Source organism: Bradyrhizobium sp. IC4059, from assembly GCF_020193615.1.
Classification (GTDB): domain Bacteria; phylum Pseudomonadota; class Alphaproteobacteria; order Rhizobiales; family Xanthobacteraceae; genus Bradyrhizobium; species Bradyrhizobium yuanmingense.
On the sequence record NZ_JADYVH010000037.1, the window covers coordinates 1 to 1,145 of the forward strand.

Sequence of the window (1,145 nt, forward strand, 5' to 3'; positions counted from 1 at the left end):
CCGTCGCGGGTTGCAGGTGAAGGCGAACTCCGATGGTGTTTTCCATCCGAGTTGCGAGTGAGGTCGCGTATCGTTGTAGTCGGCCCGCCAATGTCCGAGTTCGACTCGGGCCTGGCCCAGCGACGTGAACAGCGTCTCGTTCAGCAATTCGTCTCGGAGACGGCCATTAAAGCTTTCGATGAAGGCGTTCTGCGTCGGCTTGCCGGGCGCGATGTAATGCCAGGCGATGCGGCTCTGATCGGCCCATGTCAGGATGGCGTTGCTGGTTCGGTGCCGTTGTCGCTGACCACCATTTTGGGCTTGCCGCGCGATGATCAGCCGATCCAGCTCCCGCGCCACCCGGGAGCCAGACAGCGAAGTGTCGGCCACCAACACCAGGCACTCGCGCGTGCACTCGTCGACCACGGTGAGGATGCGGAAGCGGCGGCCATCGGTGAGCTGATCCGACACGAAGTCGAGAGACCAGCGGTCGTTAGGCGCCATCGCGACCGTCATCGGCACCCGGGTCCCGATCGCCCGCTTGCGGCCGCCACGGCGACGCACCGCAAGCCTCTCTTCCCGGTAGAGCCGGAACAGCTTCTTGTGGTTGACCACGTAGCCCTCCCGCTTGAGCAGAACATGCAGGCGCCGATAGCCGAAGCGACGGCGCTCTTGGGCGATAGCCCTCATGCGTTGGCGAAGGCCGGCTTCGTCCGCCCGGGTCGTTTGGTATCTCATGGTCATGCGGCAGCAGCCGATGGCTTTACACGCCCGCCGTTCGCTCATCCCGTGGGCAGCCACGAGATGTGCGACAGCCTTCCGCTTGGCCGCGGGCGTCACCACTTCTTTCCCAGGAGATCCTTCAAGGCCGCATTGTCCAGCATGGCGTCAGCCAAAAGCCGCTTCAGCCGCGTATTCTCGTCCTCCAGCGTCTTCAGCCGCTTGGCCTCCGACACCCCAGCCCACCGAACTTGGCCTTTCATTTGTAGATGCTGGCGTCGCTGACGCCGTGCTTGCGGCATAGATCCGCGACCGACACGCCGGCCTCATGCTCCTTCAAAATCCCGATGATCTGCTCGTCCGAAAAGCGGCTGCGCTTCATGCTCTGGTCCTTGTCGTGGGCCAGAGCGAACTTCAAACTGGATTAAGCCCGTGGGGCAAGGTCA

2 protein-coding genes and 1 pseudogene are annotated in these 1,145 nt (G+C 63.1%); all 3 read right to left on the reverse strand.

Annotated features, from left to right (window positions below):
* On the reverse strand, positions 1–765 hold a 765-nt coding region (locus tag I6F12_RS36970), incomplete at its 3' end, for an IS3 family transposase (protein WP_249787171.1).
* 50 nt (positions 766–815) lie between these two features.
* The gene (locus I6F12_RS36975) at positions 816–962 is read right to left on the reverse strand and encodes a hypothetical protein (protein ID WP_225158542.1); all 147 of its coding nucleotides are present in this window, start codon (positions 960–962) and stop codon (positions 816–818) included.
* Positions 962–1,081 (reverse strand): annotated as a pseudogene (locus tag I6F12_RS36980) (transposase); the annotation flags it as partial. The pseudogene I6F12_RS36980 and the gene I6F12_RS36975, both read right to left, overlap by 1 nt.
* Positions 1,082–1,145 lie beyond the last annotated feature (64 nt).

Excerpts from the sequence above, each read along its gene's own strand:
- I6F12_RS36975 (WP_225158542.1), bottom strand. The coding sequence starts at position 962 with ATGAAAGGCCAAGTTCGGTGGGCTGGGGTGTCGGAGGCCAAGCGGCTG.